The sequence below is a fragment of the Paenarthrobacter nicotinovorans genome (assembly GCF_007670255.1).
GTDB lineage: Bacteria > Actinomycetota > Actinomycetes > Actinomycetales > Micrococcaceae > Arthrobacter > Arthrobacter nicotinovorans_B.
On the sequence record NZ_SZVS01000005.1, the window covers coordinates 235,596 to 253,794 of the forward strand.

The 18,199-nt window shown below is 61.7% G+C and carries 19 protein-coding genes; 9 read left to right on the forward strand and 10 right to left on the reverse strand.

Features of this window, described 5'->3' with window-relative positions; genetic code table 11:
* The first annotated feature begins 14 nt into the window (after nt 1-14).
* Genes FDP28_RS10105 through FDP28_RS10130 form a run of 6 tightly spaced genes read left to right on the forward strand, consistent with a single transcriptional unit; the run spans nt 15 to nt 6,359 of the window.
* Entirely contained in the window at nt 15-1,322 is a 1,308-nt protein-coding gene (locus FDP28_RS10105) for an ABC transporter substrate-binding protein (protein ID WP_144661300.1), read from the forward strand.
* Between the two features lie 2 nt (nt 1,323-1,324).
* Nucleotides 1,325-2,311, forward strand: coding sequence for a carbohydrate ABC transporter permease (locus tag FDP28_RS10110; protein ID WP_186313580.1), 987 nt, complete (start codon nt 1,325-1,327; stop codon nt 2,309-2,311).
* Entirely contained in the window at nt 2,308-3,207 is a 900-nt protein-coding gene (locus FDP28_RS10115) for a carbohydrate ABC transporter permease (RefSeq protein WP_144661301.1), read from the forward strand. Before FDP28_RS10110 ends, FDP28_RS10115 begins: the two co-directional genes overlap by 4 nt.
* A gap of 45 nt (nt 3,208-3,252) precedes the next feature.
* Complete coding sequence (locus FDP28_RS10120) at nt 3,253-4,356, forward strand: Gfo/Idh/MocA family protein (protein WP_144661302.1); 1,104 nt, start codon at nt 3,253-3,255, stop codon at nt 4,354-4,356.
* Nucleotide 4,357: 1 nt separating this feature from the next.
* Nucleotides 4,358-5,101, forward strand: coding sequence for a ThuA domain-containing protein (locus tag FDP28_RS10125; RefSeq protein ID WP_144661303.1), 744 nt, complete (start codon nt 4,358-4,360; stop codon nt 5,099-5,101).
* Between the two features lie 25 nt (nt 5,102-5,126).
* Nucleotides 5,127-6,359, forward strand: a complete 1,233-nt coding sequence (locus tag FDP28_RS10130; protein WP_144661304.1) for a Gfo/Idh/MocA family protein — start codon at nt 5,127-5,129, stop codon at nt 6,357-6,359.
* A gap of 470 nt (nt 6,360-6,829) precedes the next feature.
* Here FDP28_RS10130 and FDP28_RS10135 read toward each other — a convergent pair whose 3' ends face one another.
* Nucleotides 6,830-7,777, reverse strand: a complete 948-nt coding sequence (locus FDP28_RS10135) for an NAD-dependent epimerase/dehydratase family protein (RefSeq protein ID WP_144661305.1) — start codon at nt 7,775-7,777, stop codon at nt 6,830-6,832.
* Nucleotides 7,778-7,876: 99 nt separating this feature from the next.
* Here FDP28_RS10135 and FDP28_RS10140 point away from each other — a divergent pair, with 99 nt between their 5' ends.
* Together FDP28_RS10140 and FDP28_RS10145 are read left to right on the forward strand one after the other, a co-directional pair.
* Nucleotides 7,877-8,473: a TetR/AcrR family transcriptional regulator gene (locus FDP28_RS10140; RefSeq protein WP_144661306.1), complete on the forward strand. Its 597-nt coding sequence runs from the start codon at nt 7,877-7,879 to the stop codon at nt 8,471-8,473.
* 33 nt (nt 8,474-8,506) lie between these two features.
* Nucleotides 8,507-9,190 carry a type 1 glutamine amidotransferase domain-containing protein gene (locus FDP28_RS10145; protein ID WP_144661307.1) on the forward strand — a complete coding sequence of 228 codons (684 nt, stop codon included), beginning with the start codon at nt 8,507-8,509 and terminating at the stop codon, nt 9,188-9,190.
* 32 nt (nt 9,191-9,222) lie between these two features.
* Here FDP28_RS10145 and FDP28_RS10150 read toward each other — a convergent pair whose 3' ends face one another.
* The 6 genes from FDP28_RS10150 to FDP28_RS20535 all read right to left on the reverse strand — a co-directional run bounded on the left by FDP28_RS10150 (nt 9,223) and on the right by FDP28_RS20535 (nt 13,117).
* Nucleotides 9,223-9,606: a DUF1304 family protein gene (locus FDP28_RS10150; RefSeq protein WP_144661308.1), complete on the reverse strand. Its 384-nt coding sequence runs from the start codon at nt 9,604-9,606 to the stop codon at nt 9,223-9,225.
* 91 nt (nt 9,607-9,697) lie between these two features.
* Nucleotides 9,698-10,273 carry a hypothetical protein gene (locus FDP28_RS20525; RefSeq protein WP_186313581.1) on the reverse strand — a complete coding sequence of 192 codons (576 nt, stop codon included), beginning with the start codon at nt 10,271-10,273 and terminating at the stop codon, nt 9,698-9,700.
* Between the two features lie 45 nt (nt 10,274-10,318).
* Nucleotides 10,319-10,723 carry a hypothetical protein gene (locus FDP28_RS20530; protein ID WP_186313582.1) on the reverse strand — a complete coding sequence of 135 codons (405 nt, stop codon included), beginning with the start codon at nt 10,721-10,723 and terminating at the stop codon, nt 10,319-10,321.
* A gap of 28 nt (nt 10,724-10,751) precedes the next feature.
* Nucleotides 10,752-11,969: an ABC transporter permease gene (locus FDP28_RS10160; RefSeq protein ID WP_144661309.1), complete on the reverse strand. Its 1,218-nt coding sequence runs from the start codon at nt 11,967-11,969 to the stop codon at nt 10,752-10,754.
* Nucleotides 11,969-12,886 (reverse strand): ABC transporter ATP-binding protein, encoded by a 918-nt coding sequence (locus tag FDP28_RS10165; RefSeq protein WP_144661310.1) that lies wholly within the window; start codon nt 12,884-12,886, stop codon nt 11,969-11,971. Before FDP28_RS10165 ends, FDP28_RS10160 begins: the two co-directional genes overlap by 1 nt.
* A gap of 81 nt (nt 12,887-12,967) precedes the next feature.
* Complete coding sequence (locus FDP28_RS20535) at nt 12,968-13,117, reverse strand: hypothetical protein (protein WP_186313583.1); 150 nt, start codon at nt 13,115-13,117, stop codon at nt 12,968-12,970.
* A gap of 622 nt (nt 13,118-13,739) precedes the next feature.
* Between FDP28_RS20535 and FDP28_RS10170 the strand changes: the two genes are divergently transcribed.
* The gene (locus tag FDP28_RS10170) at nt 13,740-13,922 is read left to right on the forward strand and encodes a hypothetical protein (RefSeq protein WP_144661311.1); all 183 of its coding nucleotides are present in this window, start codon (nt 13,740-13,742) and stop codon (nt 13,920-13,922) included.
* Nucleotides 13,923-13,961: 39 nt separating this feature from the next.
* Here the strand turns inward: FDP28_RS10170 and ggt are convergent, their stop codons facing one another.
* The 3 genes from ggt to FDP28_RS10185 form a co-directional block, all read right to left on the reverse strand.
* The gene (gene ggt, locus FDP28_RS10175; RefSeq protein ID WP_144661312.1) at nt 13,962-15,827 is read right to left on the reverse strand and encodes a gamma-glutamyltransferase; all 1,866 of its coding nucleotides are present in this window, start codon (nt 15,825-15,827) and stop codon (nt 13,962-13,964) included.
* 108 nt (nt 15,828-15,935) lie between these two features.
* Nucleotides 15,936-16,880, reverse strand: a complete 945-nt coding sequence (locus FDP28_RS10180) for a hypothetical protein (RefSeq protein ID WP_144661313.1) — start codon at nt 16,878-16,880, stop codon at nt 15,936-15,938.
* 68 nt (nt 16,881-16,948) lie between these two features.
* Nucleotides 16,949-18,145, reverse strand: coding sequence for an NAD(P)/FAD-dependent oxidoreductase (locus FDP28_RS10185; RefSeq protein ID WP_144661314.1), 1,197 nt, complete (start codon nt 18,143-18,145; stop codon nt 16,949-16,951).
* Nucleotides 18,146-18,199: the final 54 nt, after the last annotated feature.

Consider the following 18,199-nt stretch of genomic DNA (forward strand, 5'->3'; position numbering starts at 1 on the left):
CAAAGGAGCCACTTGTGGACTTGAACCGACCTGCTCTCCCGCTCCAGAACAAAGCCACCAAACGCACAGCCCTCGCCGCCACCGCCATCGCAGCAGCCCTCCTCCTCAGCGCGTGCGGCGGGGGAGCAGCTCCCCAAGGTGCCGAACAAGCGGCAGCTGCCGATCCGTCGTCGGGCGCTAATGCCAGCGGTGCCGTGAACGTCTGCGGCGTCAAGGACGCGAGCGGCATCTACAAGGGCACGGCTGAAGCGTTCACCAAGGCGAACGGCAAGGTCACGGCCAAGTACACCGAGATCGGGGCCACCACGGACGAGGCCCGCACGCAGATCGTGCAGCGCCTCGAAGGCAAATCCACCGAGTGCGACATCTTCATCTCGGACGTCATCTGGACCTCCGAGTTCGCATCGCAGGGCTGGCTGCTGGACCAGACCAAGCTGGTGGAGGCCAACAAGGACCGGCTCATTCCCTCCACTGTGGAAACCACCAAGTACCAGGACAAGTACTGGGCCTCGCCGTTCTTCACCAACGCCGGCCTGATCTACTACCAAAAGGACAAGGTAGCCAAGCCGGAGACCTGGCAGCAGCTCTACGCTGAAGCAGCCAAGGCGCCGGGCAACGGGTTCGTTTACCAGGGCAAGCAGTACGAGGGCCTCACGGTGAACTTCCTCGAAATGCTCTACAGCGCGGGCGGCGAAGTCCTGGATGACCAGGGCAACGTCAAGATCGATTCCCAGGAGACCCGCGACGTCCTCAACTTCATGACCGACGGCCTCAAGAACGGCTCCGCCGACCGCGCCGTCCTCACTTACAACGAGGACCCGGCCCGCCTCGCCTACGAGTCCGGCAACTTCGGATACCAGCGCAACTGGCCGCACGTGTACCGCCTGCTGAACGCGACGCCGCTCGCGTCCAGCTTCGCCGTCGCACCGCTGCCGGCCTGGGAAGGCGGCAAGGCCTCGGGCGTGCTTGGCGGCTGGAACTTGGCAATCTCGGCCAACTCCACCAACCAAGCAGGGGCGGTTGCCTTCATCGACTTCGCCACGACGCCGGACTGGCAGAAGCACGTGGCCATGGACTACTCGCAGGCCCCGGTGAATGAGGCTGCCTACTCGGACGCTGCGGTGCTCCAGAAGATGCCGTTCGCTACTGAACTCCTCGCCTCGGTCAAGGGTGCCAAGCCGCGCCCGATCTCCCCGGTCTACCCGCAGATTTCGCAGGCGATCTACAAGAACGTCTACGCTGTCCTCTCCGGCACCACCTCCACCGAGGACGCCGTGAAGAAGATGGCCGACGAAGTCGCTGCGGCCAAGTCGAGCTTCTAACCATGGCCATCAAGACCCTCCAACCCGGTCGCGGGGCGCCAAAGCGCGGGGCGTCAAAGCGCCCCGCGCCAGGCGGCGCCCCCGCCCGCGTGTCAGGCCGCGACCGCGCCGAACGCCGTCTCGCCTTCCGCATGACGGCGCCGTCGCTGATCCTCATGGCCCTCGTTGCCGCGGTCCCGATCGGCTACGCGATCTGGCTCTCGCTGAACCAGTACAGCGTCCGCACGGCCGGGCTCTCGCGGTTTGTCGGGCTGGAGAACTACATCAACGCCCTGGCCAGCCAAGAGTGGTGGGCCGCGTTCGGCCAGACGTTCCTCTTCGCGGGCCTCTCGGTGAGCTTGGAACTTATCCTCGGCACGGCGATGGCGTTGCTGCTCAACCTCGCGTTCAAGGGCCGCGCGCTCCTGCGCACGGTGGTCCTGTTGCCGTACGCGATCGTCACCGTGGTCAGCGCCATCACCTGGCAAACGATGTTCCAGCCCAACCTCGGACTGGTCACCAACGTCCTCTCGGCGCTTGGGCTGCCGGGCGGCGACGTCGTCTGGCTCGGTGAGCACGGTTACGCCATGGCGGTGATTGTCCTCGCCGACGTCTGGAAGACGACGCCGTTCGCGGCACTCATCATCCTGGCCGGCCTGCAGGTCATCTCCGCCGAAACCTACGAAGCCGCAGAACTCGACGGTGCCAGCAAGTGGCAGACCTTTGTCCACATCACCCTGCCGCTGTTGCGCCCCGCGATCGTCCTCGCCGCGATCTTCCGCACCATGGATGCCCTGCGCGTGTTCGACCTGCCGTTCGTCCTCACCCGCGGCGCGAACGGCACCGAATCGATGTCCATGCTGGCCTACGGCGAACTCCGCGAAAACCGGCTCGTTGGCGAAGGCTCGGCCCTCTCCATCCTCACCTTCATCACCGTCATGGTGGTCTCGGTCATCTACATCCGCTTCGGCGGCGGCAACATCCGCGATGTCGCGAAGGAGGAGCAATGAGCACGCTGACGGCAGAACGCACGACGCCGGCACCCGCCACCGGGCGCAAGTCACCCAAGCGCCGCTTGCGCGGGGAGGCGAAACTCCATCCTTTGGTGTGGGTATTCGTCGTCGCGGTCATGGGCTTCTCGCTCATCCCCTTCTACTGGCTGGTCAACACCTCCCTTAAGAAGGGAGCGAGCCTGTCCAAGGGCGAGCTCTTCCCGAGCCAGCCGACCCTGGAGAACTACCTCGTGGTCTTCCAGAACCCCGAGTTCCTCCTGGCCTTGCGCAATTCGGTGATTATCGCCGTCGTAACTACAACCGTGGCGCTGGTGTTCGCGTCCTTCGCCGCGTATGCGCTGGCGCGGCTCAAGATGCGCCGCAAGGCGATGATCCTGACGCTGATCCTCTCGGTGACGACGTTCCCGGCCATCGCGATCGCGGCCCCGATGTTCTCCATCTGGCGCGAAATCGGGCTGTACGACACACTGCTGGGCCTCATCATCCCGAAGCTGACGTTCGCGTTGCCGCTGGCGATCTACACGCTGACATCGTTCTTCAAGGAGATCCCGCGGGAGCTCGAGGAATCGGCGTACATGGACGGTGCCACGCCTTTCACCGCGTTTCGCAAGGTCATCCTTCCGTTGGCGGTGCCCGGCCTGGCGACCACCGCGATCTTGGTGTTCATCTCGGTCTGGAACGAGTTCCTCCTGGCCGTCACGCTGACCACCTCACCGGAAGCCCGTCCGGTACCGGTCGCGATCGCGTTCTTCAGCGGAACCAGCGAGTTCGACCAGCCGCTCGGCACTATCAGCGCGGCATCTGTGATCATCACGGTCCCGCTCGTGATCCTGGTGCTGCTGTGCCAGAAGCGCATCGTGTCCGGCATGACCGCGGGCGCGGTCAAGGGCTAACAGCTTTTCAAGACCATCAAGAAACCCAGAAAGAACAGGAATAACGTGAGTATTCAGCAGCAGGCCACCACCGCAACCCTCAAGGTGGGAGTTGTGGGCATCGGTTGGGCCGGCCAGCAGCACCTCAAGGCCTACAGCAACATCGACGGCGTCGAGATTGTCGCCGTCGCGGGTATGGAACCAGAGCTCCTGGCCCAGCTGAAAGAGGAGTACAGCATTCCGAACGCGTTCGCCCGCTGGGAGGACATGATCGAACTTCAGGACCTCGACGCCGTCAGCGTCGCCGTGCCGACGTTCCTCCACGCGCCCATCGCGATTGCTTCCCTTGAGCGGGGACTGCATGTGCTGAGCGAAAAGCCCCTGGCGCGCAACGCCGTCGAGGGTCAAGCGATGGTTGACGCCGCCCGGAAGGCAGGCCGCGTCCTCGACGTCGCGTTCAACCACCGCCGCCGCGGCGACATTCAGGCGCTCAAGAACGTGATCGACGAAGGGACCCTCGGCCGCCCGTACTACGCCAAGGCTTCCTGGCTTCGCCGCCAGGGCATTCCGATGCTCGGCAGCTGGTTCACCAATCCGGAGCTCGCCGGCGGTGGTCCGTTGGCCGACATCGGCGTGCACGTCCTGGACTACTCGCTGCACCTGCTGGGCGAGCCTAAGGTCCTGGCCGTTTCGGCGTCGACCCACTCCGAACTCGGCCCGCGCGGCCTCGGCGGCAACGCGAGGTATACGGCGTCGAACTCCAGCCATAAGTTTGAAGTGGAGGACTTCGCCTCCGCGTTCATCCGGCTGGAAGGCGGCGGAACCTTGATCCTCGAAGCGGGCTGGGCCACCTACCGCGACGAGCGGGACCTGATGGACTTCACGGTTTACGGGACCGACGGCGGAGCGGACCTGCGCTCGGTGGGCGCCTCCGAGAACCCCGTCGCGGACGTGCACATTTTCACCGAGAAGGACGGCCAGAATGCCGACTTCGAGGTGGTGGCCGAGCCCGGAAAGGCGCACCAGGCCGTCGTCGACGATTTTGTTGCTGCCGTCCGCGGTGGCGAGACCGTTTGGGGAAGCCACGACGGATCGCTTGCCCTCAGCCGCGCGCTGGTGCTCGACGCCTGCTACAAATCCGCCCTGGAACAACGCGAAGTAAGGCTCTGACATGTCTGATACGAAACTGAAGATCGTCGTCTGGAACGAGGGCGTCCATGAGGCCCGCAACGAGCCTGCCACCATCGGCGAGATGTACCCCGAGGGGATCCACGGCGCCATCGCCGCAGGGCTGCGCGGCTTCTACCCGGACTCCGAAATCACCACGGCTACCTTGGCCGATCCGGAACACGGGTTGTCCGAGGAACTCCTGGCGCAGACGGACGTGCTGCTCTGGTGGGGGCACATCGCCCATGAGGAAGTCGCCGACGAAGTGGTGGAGCGCGTGCAGCGGCATGTGCTCGGCGGCATGGGCCTGGTGGTGCTCCACTCCGGGCACTTCGCCAAGATCTTCACCCGCTTGCTGGGGACTACGTGCTCGCTGAAGTGGCGCAACGAGGGCGAACGGGAGCTGGTGTGGACCGTCAAGCCGTCGCACCCGATCGCGGCGGGTATTGAAAGCCCGATCGTGATTCCGCAACAGGAAATGTACGGGGAGCTCTTCGATATTCCGGAGCCCGACGACCTGATCTTCATCAGCTCGTTCACCGGGGGAGAGGTGTTCCGTTCAGGCGTGACCTTCTCGCGCGGCAAGGGACGGATCTTCTACTTCAGCCCCGGCGACCAGGAGTACCCGGTGTACCACCAGCCGCAGATCCAGAAGGTCATCGCCAACGGCGTTGGCTGGGTTGCGCAGCCGGGTGTCTTCCGCGAGGCGCCCGAGGTTTCCAACCCGTCGCGGGACTGGTTCGCGTAGGCCTGTCTATCCAAGGAGATTAAGCATGACCACTTCCCTTCCCGCTGGCCGTCCGTTGGGCGTGGCCGCGATCGGTTACGCCTTCATGGGAAAGGCCCACTCGAATGCGTGGCGGAACGTGGCCAGCTTCTTCGACGTCCCGGCCTTCGAGCAGCGCGTGCTCGTCGGCCGGGACGCCTTGGCGGTGGCCGAGGCCGCCGGCAAGTACGGCTGGGCGGAATCGGCGACCGACTGGCGCTCCGTGATTGAGCGCGACGACATCGACATCGTGGACATCTGCGCTCCGGGCTGGATGCACGCGGAGATCGCTATCGCGGCGCTGGAAGCCGGGAAGCACGTGCTCGTGGAGAAGCCGCTGGCCAACACCCCGGAGGAGGCTGAGCTGATGGCATCGGCGGCAGCTTTGGCCCGCGAGCAGGGCGTCCAATCGATGGTCGGGTTCAACTACCGGCGCGTCCCGGCGCTCGCCTTGGCCCGCGAACTGATCGCCGAAGGCCGTCTCGGAACCGTTCGGCACGTCCGTGCCGCCTACCTGCAAGACTGGCTATCCGACGTCGAAACCCCCATGAGCTGGCGGCTCCGGAAGGAGACCGCAGGCTCCGGGGCGCTGGGCGACATCGCTTCGCACGCGATCGACCAAGTCCAGTACCTGACCGGCCAGACCGTCACCGAGGTGACCGGGACGCTGCGGACTTTTGTTGCCGAACGGCCCGGTCCTGCTGGTCCGGAGAAGGTGACAGTGGACGACGCCGCGTGGACCACTTTGGGGCTGACCGGCGGCGTGAGTGCCTCCGTGGAAGCGTCACGGGTGGCTACCGGGCAGAAGAACTCTTTGAAGATAGAGATCTATGGGTCGTTGGGTTCATTGACGTTCGACCTGGAGAACCTGAATGAACTCGGCTTCCTGGACGCCACGCTGCCTGTGCGGGAGCAAGGGTTCCGGCGGATCCTGGTGAACGAGCCGGAGCATCCGTACGTTGAGGCATGGTGGCCGCAGGGGCACATCATCGGCTGGGAACACACGTTCACGCACCAGATCCGGGACTTCCTGTGCGCTATCCGCGATGGTGAGGCGCCGTCGCCGTCGTTCGACGACGGGCTGCAGGTCCAGCGGGTGCTGGCCGCCGTCGAAGAGTCGGCGCGGAACAGGAGTGTGGTGACGGGGGTTCAAAGGGCTGGACTTGGGGGCGAATTAGACGACCGAGACTCCTCTGTCGTCGGAGTTATCCAGAGAAAGACGGTTGAAGTCGTTCCCTGACGGGAAACGGGCGTCCGTAACACGGACGCCGCGGCACAGACCGTTAGGCCCACGGCCTTAATAAAACATGTCTCAACCAGCCTTGGACATCTTTTATTAGACCCAACGTACGATCTTGAGTCGAACTCCCGCCGGTTCTGCGGGCATCCCCTACATTCAAGACGTCCCAGGTTCAGGACCCGCGACGGAGCATCCAGGGGAGCCCAGACGGTAACTAAGCCCGTCGCGAATTGCGGCGAGAAGCTATTCCAGCATCAATTGCCATAGAGGCTGCCGCTACGACGAAACCGATACCGAGTGCAGGCAATACACCAAAGATAGGCCAGAATACGGCGAAGGAGACAAATCCCGCCAGGAAGATGATGATAGTGCGACGCATTCGAGGAGTCACTTTCATGGGATGACGCTACCACCGGCGTTTGCCGCCTTCCTTTACCACCGTTTTCCAGATGCAGCAGGTACTGGGCGCCTTAGTCTGAACCCGGCCGCGACGAATCGGCTTCGTGGCAGATGATTGCCAGGCCGTCCCGAGGGGAAGTTACCGCGAACTCAGGAAACCGTGAGGTGAATTTCGAGGAGCTGAAGCGGTTGTGGTGTTCGTAGCGCGGAAGAAGTTCCCGCAACTCGCGCACTTGGGCTGAGAACAGTCCTGCGACGTTGAGAACCCATCGGGGCACGACGGTGTAGCCGGCATCCTGTCCGAACGCCTTGCTGGCTATGTTGGCGAACTGCCGGTAGGTCAATGACTCCGTATCGACCGGGAGGTGCCACGTCTGCCCGAAAGCGTCAGGCGTGTTGCCCAGAAGCGCGAGAGCCCGGCTGGCGTCCGGGGTCCAGATCAGCGTTCTTTCGCGGTCATCCCGCACGGGCACGAAGGGCTTCTTGCCTTTCTTCAGGCGGTCGATGAGGAGCGCATTGGTGAAGCTCTGCGTGCGGCCCGGTCCGTAGAACTCGGGCGCCCGGGCAATGAGGACAGGAATATCGGCCTTGCCCATTTCCTCCCGCACCATCGATGCCATGTCCGCACGGACTTTTCCCTTACGCCCGACGGGAGCGAACGGGGCTTCTTCGGTCTGGACGCGATCGTCCTGGGGGTACATGTAGGTGTTGTCGAAATAGACGAACTTGGCGCCGGCAGCCCTTGATGCTTCCAATGCGTTGCGGAGCATGGTGGGAAATTGTGCTTCCCAAAGCTCCGTGTTCGCCGGAAGGCCGGCCGTGAAGTAGACGACATCGCTGCCCTGTACCGCCGCAGCCGTCTGTCCGGCGTCGAGCAGGTCCGCTTTGACAAGGGAGTCGGACTCGTTGACCTTGCGGGGGTTTCGGCTGACAAGCCGCAAATCCTTGCTGTAGGCGCGGTGCAGCTCCTTGGCCAGTTCGATTGCGATCTGGCCGTTGGCGCCCAATATTGTCTGCATTTTCAACCTCGGTTTCGTACGCGGCTTAGTGCGTCGGCGTGGACCTGCCAGAGCGCTATGTGTACACTGCTTACATCAGCGTAGGAGGCGAAGTTAGCAGTGTCAACATCAGTAAAGCCTTATCATCACGGTGACCTTCGTGCGGCACTGGTTGCTGCCGCCGTCGAGAGCCTGGAAGCGGGGGAGCCGTTCTCCCTGAGAGCCGTGGCCCGCCGCGCGGGGGTGTCTCCGACTGCGCCTTATCGGCATTTCGCTGATCGGGAGGCTCTCGATAACGCTGTTGCCGTGGAGGGTTTCCGGGACCTTCTGGCAGACCTGGAAGCTGCCTCGGCTAGGTTGCCCGGGGCTGCGGCACCCGAGGAGGTGATCACGGCACTCGGAGTGGCCTATGTGGCGTTCGCCTTGAGACGGCCGGCTGTCTTCAGGTTGATGTTCGGAAATGAATGCGACGAGGCCGACAGCGAACGTGTTCAAGCGGCGGAGCAACTCCATGGGATGTTGAACCAGGTCTTCGAGCGCCTCTTTCCAGGCAATTCAGGTCTTTCGGTCGCCCTGTGGAGCATGGCCCACGGCTTGGCATTCCTGCACCTGGACGGCAAACTGCGACCCCAAAGCAACGACGACGTTGCAGCCCGCGTGAAGTTGGCGGTCGGGGCGATCTTCGCGCTCAACGACAGCAAAAGGTCGGCTGGCTAAGTCCCTATCCGGCCCCCACGAAGGAGAACCAGCATGACCGAACGCATCCTCCATGTCGCCACCAACGTCAGCCACTACGACGACCCATCACACCCCACTGGCCTTTGGCTCTCAGAACTGGTTCACGCGTGGGCGGCGTTTGAGGAACACGGGTTCGAGCAAACCATCGTCAGTCCGGAAGGCGGCACGGTCCCTTTGGAACCTCGATCGTTGAAGTTCCCCAGTTATGACAAAGCTTCCAAGGCATGGCATGCGGACCCGGAGCGCATGGCACTTCTTGAGCACACCGACAGCCCCGAAAGCATTGAATCCGGGGATTACGACGCCATCTACTTCACCGGAGGTCATGCGGTGATGTACGACTTCCCCGACAGTGAAGGGCTCCAGAGGATCACCCGCGAAATCTGGGAACAGGGTGGCATCGTGTCCTCGGTCTGCCACGGGTATTGCGGCCTCCTCAATACCAGGCTTTCAGACGGCAACCTCTTGGTGGAGGGCCGGAAGGTCACTGGCTTCGCATGGCAGGAGGAAGTCCTGGCCCGGGTGGACAAGCTTGTGCCGTACAACGCCGAGGAGGAGATGAAGAAGCGCGGGGCGCTCTACGAGAAGGCCAAGCTCCCCTTAGTCTCTTACGCCATTGCGGACGGGAAACTGGTCACCGGGCAGAATCCTGGATCGGCCAAGGAAACGGCACGGAAGGTTGCGGATCTGTTGTGAGCGACGCCGGACGACGGCGGGATGGAGCCTGACTATCGAAGCGCAGCGTAGAAGACGATCACCAGTGCGGGGAAGAGCGCCTGGCCGATGGCGCTGGCGAGGAGACGCTTCTCCGTCACCCAAAGCCAAAAGCCGAGGAATACGTGGCACGCGCAGCAGAAGATGATTATTGCCGACCCGCTGTCGGGATTCCCAGAGAAGTTCACCATCCAAAGACCCACTGCGATTCCCAGGCCGAAGGCGACGTTGTAGGCACCGACGTTCATCGCCCACATACGCACGGCTTGGACGTCTTCAGGCCGAATCAGAAAGATCCGGTGGAAACGCTGGTCGCCATGGAAGAAGATCTCCAGGACACCGACACTTAGGAGTGCCAGTCCGGTGGATCCAGCGAGTATCTGGCTGAGCAGGTTCATGCCGCGCTCCTAGGCCGATCCCCAACCGCGCTTCTTTGAGCAGATTACGCTCGGTGCACGAAGCCCTTCAAGAGAAGACGGTATGCACCATCTAGAGGAGACTCACAACAAACTCTTCGATCCTTTCGAAGATCTCGGATTGCGCCGTTTGCGAAGCACGCCAATCGTTGTGAATCTGTAGGGAATGATCGGCCCCCGGCACTTCTAGAAACGTGCCGTTAGTCTCCGCCAGTCGTCCTCCGTCCCAGAGTTTGTCCTCTGATCCACCGATGAACAGGTCAGACTTTGAGGTAGCTCGTATTGTGCTTCTGACCCGGGCATCGGTGAGGAGTGGCGTCAGCCAGATGCCCGGAGTCAATGTCTCTTCGGCCCAAGGAATGCACAGAGTGCTGAATGACTTGGCCACGATAAGCCGCTTATGCCCTTCGGGTGATTCCGCGAAGGCTTGCTGGGCGGCCATGGCAGCGAATTCGTGAGGATTAGCACTTGGAGAATCTTCGGGAGTCCATTTGACAGCCTGTACATGCCATCCCAAGGCGCCGAGCATCTCGCCTATCCAAAAGAGGACAGGCCCTTCCACCGGGTAGCCGGAGCCGGGCAGCATTACAGCTACTTTGTTGGTTTCCGGATTATCCGTTGCGGCTCGTGCCCAAGTGAAGGATTTCATAGTGCATGCTACTGCTCGGACTGACGGGCAAATTCCACTCCCGCGTTATCGGTCACCGAGCTTCATCCCTTCTTGATCACGGGAGATGCTCCCTGCAGGCACATGAAAATGGCCATACCGGCGTAGGCAGAGATACATCCCCACGAAGCTGGCCACACCTAGGACCGGGGCGGCCCAGCCAACCACCGGGGAGTCGCGCAGGAGTATGGCAATTACCGAAAAGGCCATCGCCGCTACCGTGATCACCGGGCTTTCACGGACCTTATCGCGGCGGACATGGGAGCCCATCTGGCCGAAAAAGAAGCCAACCATCAGCGGGAAGGCAATGAAAACGCAAGCCACAATCAGAAGCCAAGGCATAGCTATCGTCGTAGCTGCGCCGATTGTCAGGCCGTAGCAGGCTGCCAAGGTCAACCAGTAGCTGTTTGCACTTCTTTGCATGTTGGTCATGAGCTCGAGTTTCCCGTCGTCGTGAACTTCAGCCTATGGGGGCTTTGTGCTGGCTGCCGCTCATTGGCCCGGTTTTCCACAGAGGGCGCCCGGAATACACGCGCCTTCCCACAGTCAAGACGAGGACGCTGACCGCCAATAGCCAGGCGCAACTGCAGATGAATTCCGCCGCCTGGATGTTTCCAAAAGCATTCCTGAAGAGCAAAGTGCTTGGAGCGGTCGGTGGAAAGAAGGTAAGGATTCGCACGACGGCTGAGTCAGGTTCCTCGGAAAGCAGCCCCAAGGTATAGCCCGGGGCGAACATCATGATGACAAAAAGTGTGGCAAACGCAGAGCCTTCCCGTGCACTTCTGATCCGGGCGCCTATCGCTGCATGGCTTGCAACCATGAAAAGCACGCCCAGCAAGAGGACCACCAGCCCCGCCGACATCTTCGAGGCATCGAGGACCCAGAGATTGAATGCGGGCAGTGGAAGGCCTAGATCGCGGCCGGCCAGCAGGTAGAAGAGCAAGAGCGGCAGTGACATCGCTGCCAGTTGAACCAGGCCGAGGATGGCGGTCGTCAGGATTCTCGTCAGGAAAACGCTCGACGGCGATGCGTCCAGAAAGAGGACTTCACGAATTTTCTGCTCCCGCTCTTCAGCGAAACTCGACATGATCTGGTTTCCAAGGAAGATGGTTACCGCGAAATACAGGAGCAAAAAGACCAGCGGAGGAGCAACGGACCACAACCCCGGGTCAACGCTGCCGTTCCTGTAGCCCACCCGGTTGACCTCGATGGTCCCGGTCAGAGGCTTGGTAAGTTCAGGGGATTTGAGACCCCTCACCAAGGAGGTCTGCAGCAGCTGACGGGCCAATGCAGTGGACTGTTGGTCACCAACCAAACCTTTGTTGTTCTCATAGATGTCTATCCGGCCGCTGCTGAGGTCGCCGGGGAACACAATCAATGTCTGCAGCCCGCCGGCGGTGACCTGCTTTATGGCAGCCGGTGCATCAACATCCTTGGTGCCGCCGGCCTCTTCAGCAAGCTTTGCGTCAATGAAACCGCCGGGATCCACGTAGTGGAACTTCATGACGCCAACTGTTCCGTTTGCGCTGTTCTTTACAGTGGCTGCGGCTCCCAATTGCGCCAAGGTTGCCAGAACGATGACCGCCAGAGGGACCAGCACGATCGGTACCCAGTAGCTCTTTTTCTTGAAGTGCCGTTTGAGTTCGAAGGCGAGGAGGATCCGGTTTGGAGCGTCCATCAGTTCAGGTTTCCGAACTGACCTGACTCGCCGTAAACCGACACGAAGATCTCGTCGAGACTCGACAACCTCGTGCTGAAGTCGGTTACCTTCGCCCCATCACTGACCAGCTGTCCCAGCAGTTCCTTGGCTGATCCCACTTCATGGGGAGAGTCCATCACGGCTATTCCCGTCGCCTGTACATTCAGGTCCCATTTCCTGGCACTTGCAGGAAGTTCACCCGTATACGTCAACACCGTGCGGCGGCCACCAAGTGCCTGCTTTGCGTCTTTCACTTCGCCCGCAAAGTGCTGGTCACCGTTACGCAGGAAGAGGACATTGTCAGCCAGTTCTTCTACTTCATGCATTTGGTTCGTCACGAGAATCAGAGTCGTCCCTTCATGCAGTTGCCTCTGCAAATGTGTTTTGAAGATTGCCTGGTTGATTGGATCGAATCCGCGGGTCGGTTCGTCCAAGACCAAGAGATCGGGGCTGCCAATGAACGTCAGTCCCAGATGAACCTTCTGCTGCTGGCCATTGGACAATGTTTGGATAGGGGACCGGGCATGAGCGGTCAAAGCCACGTCGTCGAGGTAGTCGTAGGCCTGGGACGTGGCCTCGCTATAGCTGAGGCCACGCAGCCTTCCGAAAAGGCGAATCACATCCAATGGGGTGTCGCGTTGGAAATTGCCACGTTCCTCGGGCAGGTAGCCCACGCGGGTTGGATGTCCGGAGTTGTAGGAGAGCCCCGCTATGTTGGCCCTTCCGGAGTCCGGTGCCAAAAGGCCCAACAGGCATCGGACAAGGGTGGTTTTTCCTGAGCCGTTAGGGCCGATGATGGCCATTGATCTCCCCGCGGCCACCGAGAAGTTGATGTCATTCAAGGCCCGGAATTGCCCGAAGTCCTTGGAGAGATGCTCAACGTTGATGAAATTCATGCGTCCTCAATTGGAGTCCCTTCGCATTGGAGAGCCGCGCCCGGCCTGACCAAGCGTCGGGCGCGGCTCAATGATGAACGACTACTTGCTCTGCCTCTTGTAGACGACCCACGTTGCAACCATTGCAAGGGAAGCCGTGAGGGAGAGTGCTGCCATCGTGGGATTACTGAAAAACGCGATGACAGCCGTAATGAAGAACATGGCAGCTGCCGTGAGCGTCAGTAACTTCATTTCTTGCTAACTGCAGCCGAGCATCGTCGCGAGTGCACTCACCGAATACGCGATGCCGCCGATAACGAGTGTTGCCCCGCCAGTGAAGGCCGCTGCGATCAGAGAGCCCGTAGCTATGACGTGCGATAGGAACCCAGCCAAACAGCTCAATTGCTGCCAGTTCATTTCTTCTCCTTGTCAATGGGAATAGCTTTCCTGGTAACGGGATTCCCCCATGGGCTAGATCAGGAATCGCGTCGGGATAAGCCTGCAAGGCAGAAATGCGCCTAGGTGCTCAGGAGAGCAGAAATGAGTGGTGATCAGGCCGGATCTAGGTGCTGAATAGGCCAAAAATGAGTGTCTCCACCCAGCCGTCTAGGTGGTGCAACGAACACTCCTCGCTGCACAGGGGGCTTCTGGGTGGATCTTGTTGTCCAGTCTGGCCAGTACACCTAGAAGTCGGCCGTCCACCACCTAGATGAAGCGAAAATGCACCTAAATTCGCCCAATCCACCACCTAGTTTTTGCCATTCCGCGCTGGGGCGCCATAAACCGCCCGTAGTGTCGGTTCCAAGAACAGTACCGACGCCAACCTCCGGGTGTGCGCCCTGAGCCAACGGACCCAAAAAGCAAAGGATCGACTATGAGCAACAGAGAGGTGAGCTGGCTGATCCTGGCCATGGTCCTGGGTTTCTACTCCCTCTACGTTTTCATCTCCGGAGGCAGCGACTCTGTCTGGACACTCATCACCGGTGTCATTTGCGCCCTCGCGGCCTGCACGGCTTACTGGCGTTCCAGGGTGGAACGCAGAGCGGACCGCGGCTGACAAAGCCGCGGCCCGCTTCAACTTTCGGAGGGGACAGAACTACTTGAGCTTCGGACCCTTTCCTGGGCCTCGATTATCGTCGGAAACCACCATTGCAGAGCCTCCTCCGCGACGCGTCGGCTCGGCAGCCGCGGTGAGCTTCCCGCCGTCGCCGAATTCAATGGCGGTGGCCGCACCTATCTCAGCAGCGGAGGTGAAGGCATCACCGGCCGGCATCAGATTATGACCCTTCGCCGTCAGCGCCGGGCCGTAGGCATCAATGAACGCCGGTTCCGAGCTCACTGTGGCGCCGTTCCTGGGTGCGGCACGGGGAGCCGCGAGGGCCTCGGAGACGGTCATGCCCAGGTCAACCCGGTTGATGATGGTCTGCAGGACAGTCGTGATGATGGTCGAACCACCAGGAGAACCGAGCGCCAGGAACGGCTTGCCTTCGTCCAGGATGATAGTGGGCGACATGGACGACCGCGGCCGTTTCCCTGGCTGAATACGGTTCGGATCAGCGGCGTCGTAAACAGTGCTGAAGTCGGTCAGCTCGTTGTTCAGCAGGAACCCACGGCCGGGAACAACGATCCCGGAGCCGCCCGTCTGTTCGATGGTCAGCGTGTACTCCACCACGTTGCCCCACTTGTCCGCAACCGTGAGGTTGGTTGTGGAAATGTTCTCGGTATCGGATTCCTTGGCGTGCGGTGCCGCCGAAGTGGGGCACGCGCCGTCGTAATCCGTGACGTCGCCCGGAGCGACCGGCTTCGCGGCCGCCTTTGCCGGATCGATCAGGCAGGAACGTTCCTTGCCGAAGTCACGGTCAAGCAGGGCGTTGGTGGGAACCTGCACGAAAGCCGGATCACCGACGTATTTGCCACGATCGGCGAAGGCCAACGAACTGGCCTCGAAGTAGTGGTGCAGCGCGTCCGTTGGCTTCATTTCGGACAGGTTGAACGGCGCCAGGATGTTCAGGGCTTCGCCAACCGTGGTTCCGCCGCTGCTCGAGGGTGCCATCCCGTAGACGTCATAGCCCCGGTAGTTCATGTGCGTGGGGTCTTGATCCACAGCTTTGTAATCCGCCAGGTCCTGAGTGGTCATGAACCCAACGGGAATGGGCAGGGTCGGCTCGGCGACCTTAGGCGGCGCCTGCACTGTGTTGGCGATCTCGGCAGCAAGCGGCCCGCCGTAGAAGGCGGCAGTGCCTTCCTCGGCAAGGAGCCGATAGGTCGCCGCGAGGTCGTGGTTCTGGAAGACACTTCCGACGGCGGGAGCGTCACCACCGGGAAGGAACAGGTCCTTGGTGGACGTGAAATTGCTGAACCGTGCTTGGTTGTCCTTCGTCTGGTTCCGGAAGGTTTCATCCACCACGAAGCCGCGGGTTGCCACCTTGATGGCGGGTTTCAGCGCATCTCCCAAATCCAAGGTGCCCCAGCGCTCCAGAGCGCGCTCCCAGGTGGCCGGAGTGCCGGGGACGCCCACGGATACCCCGCTTGTCGGCAACGCCGGGTTTTGCGTCGTGAAGGGGTACGGCTTGCCCGTGCTTGGGTCGATGAAAGCATCGTTAGGCATCGCTGCGGGCGCGGTTTCCCGGCCGTCGATGGTACCGACCTGGCCGGTCTTGGCGTCGTAGAAAACGAAGTAGCCGCCGCCACCGATGCCCGCGCTGTAGGGTTCGGTGACGCCGAGGGTCGCCGCCGCAGCAACGGCGGCATCGGCTGCGTTTCCGCCCTTCTTCAGGACCTCGATGGCGGCTGCCGATGCTTCAGGATCCACAGTGCTCACGGCGCCGCCGTAGCCGGTTGCTGTAGCTGTTTTCTCCGTTTGACGGGGATCAGCGACGGCCGGATTGGCGATGCCCAGGCTTGTTGCGCCCAGTGCGAAGGCCGCTGTGACTGCGGCCAGCTGACGTCTCACATGAGTCATGGTTTCTCCCAGAATTTTCCCAGACGATGATGTGGCGAACGGTTCGGCCACCCTACCCCGGGGGATCTGCGAGGGACAAAGGTTGATTCTTGAAGCAGTGACGGTGGCTCAGGGCCGTTCTGGGCTCTTCCGGCCGGTCATTGCGCGGATCCCTGCACCAGCCAGCCCAATGCCCACGGCGAGCAACAGCGTTGGGCCGGCACCGCCGTCGGGCCCCAAAGCGGCGGTGAGGACCTGCTGTCCCATGAGGACCATTTCGGCGATGTCCCCGGCTATCGCGCGGGTCGCCAACACTGACTGGACCGCGGTGAAAACGGCGGGGATCACCCATAGGAACGCGAGGTCCAAGACCCAGACGATGATGCGGCGGGCGGGTTTGAAACCGCACCAAGCCAGTGTGCAACCCACAAGGACAGCGGGGATCCAGTGGGCTATCGTCGGGACTTCGAGGGGCATGTTGCTTCGCCCCGCAACGCCGACGACCCACTGCACGGCCCAGGATGTGACGGGGACGGCGATGAGCCCGACTCCCAGAGCTGTGGCAGCACGGCCTGTCGAGCCGATCAGGAGCTGGGCCACGATACTGGCAGCAATCGAGAGGATGACGCAGGCCAGCAGTCCGAAGAAGTAGAAGTCCGTGAGCTTCCCGCCGGCGAGACCGTCGTTGAGCACTGTAAAGGACTGTGCTGTTGCCACCACCTGGACCATCAAGACGCCGCCAACCGCGCACCACATCGCAATGGCCCGGCGGGCCGGATTCCAGAGCCGTACCGCCAAACCGGTGAGGGCGCCGCCAGTGGTCACGAGCGCGATCAGGGTGAGGATCTCATACTGACTCAACGGCAGCAGCGCCAACGGCATCTGCTCCGGCATCACCGGCGAAGCCCAGAGGTTCTGCAGCGGCAGCTTCGCGCCGGTGATCCACCAGGGGAGAAGGCCAAGTGCTCCAGCAATGGTTCCGATCAGCAACGCGACTGCGGCTTGGAGGCCTGCCCTCGCGGGGCGGCTGGCCGACGCCGGCACCTGCTCAGTTGCGTGGTGGGCATGGCTCACGGAAGCTCCTCACTGGTTAGTCTTCCCACCCTAACGAATGAGTTTTGAACTCCGGCGCATTCCAAGGCTCAAGCGCGGCCCTTGAGGATGAGGTGCCAGTAGATCTGAGGGAAAACGTCCCGGTCCACGAACCAAGAGAGACGGCTTTCCTTCCATGTGGGGACACGGGGGATGGTCGGCATGACCTGGTAATGGTCATCGAATTCGGCGAAGACGACCGTGTTCCGGGAGACCGTGAAGGGGCAGACCGAGTAGCCGTTGTAGGCGGCAGGCAAGGCGTTCCCTTTCATGGCGGCCACGAGATTCTCGGCCAGGACTTTTGTTTGCTTCCGCAGGGCTCCGCCGGACTTGGAATTGGTGGTTCCGGCTGCGTCACCCAGCGACCAGACCTTTGGAAATCTTGTGTGCCGCAGGGTTCGCGTATCCACTTCGACGAAGCCGTGGCCGTCACCCGGCGCTGGAAGGGATGTGGTTTTGAGCCAGTCCGGGGCTGTCTGGGGAGGGACTGCGTTCAGGACGTCGTAGCTTAATTCCTCAGAATTTCCCGTTTCGAGATTGCGTACCGCGGCCTTCCTGTCAGCGGCATCGACTGCCACCAGTTCGCTGTCCGTCCACAATTCGATGCCGTACTCGGCGATCTTCCGCTCCAACTCGCGGTCTACCTCGGCAACCCCGAATACTGTGGGATAGGGCTGGACCATGACAACCCTGATCCGATCCAACACGCCCTGCTTCTTCCAGAAATCGCACGCCAGGTACATGGGTTTTTGCGCAGCGCCCCCGCATTTGATGGGCCCTGACGGCATGGTGAAAACCGCTGTCCCCGACGTCAGGCCATTGAACAAGTCCCATGCTTTGGCGGCGAGGTCGAACTCGTAGTGTGAGGCGCCATGCGGTGAATGGACGGCGTTAAAGAGCCCGGGAATCGAATCCCAGTCATACTGCAGGCCTGGGCACACCACCAGCTGTTGGTAGGAGAGCTGGGTCCCCGATTTCAGGGTCACGGTGTCGGTTTCGGCGCTGATACCGGTGACGGCATCCCGAATCCAGGTCACCCCGCGTGGCATCACGGACTTCTGCGGCCTGGTCGCCATCCGCGGCTTCGCGCGCCCTCCGGCGATGTGGGAAAAGAGCGGCTGGTACAGGTGGTGTTCGCGGGGTTCGATGACCGCAATATCTTTCACCCCGGAACGGTGCAGGCGTCCGGCAACCGACAGCCCGGCGTTCCCGCCGCCAACAACCACAACTTCATATCCCGTAGCCACAAACACCCTCCCTGAAAGGCAAAGAGCGCACCCGATGTGGCTCCCGTCATCATA

Excerpts from the sequence above, each read along its gene's own strand:
- FDP28_RS20535 (WP_186313583.1), bottom strand. The coding sequence starts at position 13,117 with ATGAAGTTACTGACGCTCACGGCAGCTGCCATGTTCTTCATTACGGCT.
- FDP28_RS10115 (WP_144661301.1), top strand. The coding sequence starts at position 2,308 with ATGAGCACGCTGACGGCAGAACGCACGACGCCGGCACCCGCCACCGGG.
- FDP28_RS10160 (WP_144661309.1), bottom strand. The coding sequence starts at position 11,969 with ATGGACGCTCCAAACCGGATCCTCCTCGCCTTCGAACTCAAACGGCAC.
- FDP28_RS10145 (WP_144661307.1), top strand. The coding sequence starts at position 8,507 with ATGACCGAACGCATCCTCCATGTCGCCACCAACGTCAGCCACTACGAC.
- FDP28_RS10170 (WP_144661311.1), top strand. The coding sequence starts at position 13,740 with ATGAGCAACAGAGAGGTGAGCTGGCTGATCCTGGCCATGGTCCTGGGT.
- FDP28_RS10150 (WP_144661308.1), bottom strand. The coding sequence starts at position 9,606 with ATGAACCTGCTCAGCCAGATACTCGCTGGATCCACCGGACTGGCACTC.
- FDP28_RS20525 (WP_186313581.1), bottom strand. The coding sequence starts at position 10,273 with ATGAAATCCTTCACTTGGGCACGAGCCGCAACGGATAATCCGGAAACC.
- FDP28_RS10135 (WP_144661305.1), bottom strand. The coding sequence starts at position 7,777 with ATGCAGACAATATTGGGCGCCAACGGCCAGATCGCAATCGAACTGGCC.
- FDP28_RS10165 (WP_144661310.1), bottom strand. The coding sequence starts at position 12,886 with ATGAATTTCATCAACGTTGAGCATCTCTCCAAGGACTTCGGGCAATTC.
- ggt (WP_144661312.1), bottom strand. The coding sequence starts at position 15,827 with ATGACTCATGTGAGACGTCAGCTGGCCGCAGTCACAGCGGCCTTCGCA.
- FDP28_RS20530 (WP_186313582.1), bottom strand. The coding sequence starts at position 10,723 with ATGACCAACATGCAAAGAAGTGCAAACAGCTACTGGTTGACCTTGGCA.
- FDP28_RS10110 (WP_186313580.1), top strand. The coding sequence starts at position 1,325 with ATGGCCATCAAGACCCTCCAACCCGGTCGCGGGGCGCCAAAGCGCGGG.
- FDP28_RS10130 (WP_144661304.1), top strand. The coding sequence starts at position 5,127 with ATGACCACTTCCCTTCCCGCTGGCCGTCCGTTGGGCGTGGCCGCGATC.
- FDP28_RS10125 (WP_144661303.1), top strand. The coding sequence starts at position 4,358 with ATGTCTGATACGAAACTGAAGATCGTCGTCTGGAACGAGGGCGTCCAT.